Origin of the sequence: Salmonella sp. SAL4457 (assembly GCF_046548235.1) — a bacterium.
GTDB classification, from domain to species: Bacteria; Pseudomonadota; Gammaproteobacteria; order Enterobacterales; family Enterobacteriaceae; genus Salmonella; species Salmonella enterica.
This window is the reverse complement of sequence record NZ_JBGDZO010000900.1, coordinates 1-254: the sequence shown is the minus strand read 5'-3', so window position 1 is coordinate 254 and position 254 is coordinate 1. Positions and strand designations below refer to the sequence as shown.

Below are 254 nucleotides of genomic sequence, written 5' to 3'. Positions count from 1 at the left end.
CCACGCCCCAGCGCGCCAGTTGCAGGGCCAGCCCGGCCAGATCGGCCTGGAGGATTTCCGCCGTGCCGTAGGCAGGCAACTGCTCATGCTGGCTCTCCGACCACAAGCGGTAGCATACGCCCGGCTCCAGGCGCCCTGCGCGGCCGGCACGCTGGGTAGCGGAGGCGCGGGAGATGCGCTGGGTCTCCAGGCGGGTCATGCCGCTACCCGGATCGAAGCGCGGCACCCGCGCCAGGCCGGCGTCGATCACCACC

Annotated in this window: 1 pseudogene; it reads right to left on the bottom strand. The window is 72.8% G+C overall.

The window, feature by feature from the left end:
* Nucleotides 1–254, bottom strand: a pseudogene (locus ACLJNW_RS26800) (ATP-dependent RNA helicase HrpB); the annotation flags it as partial.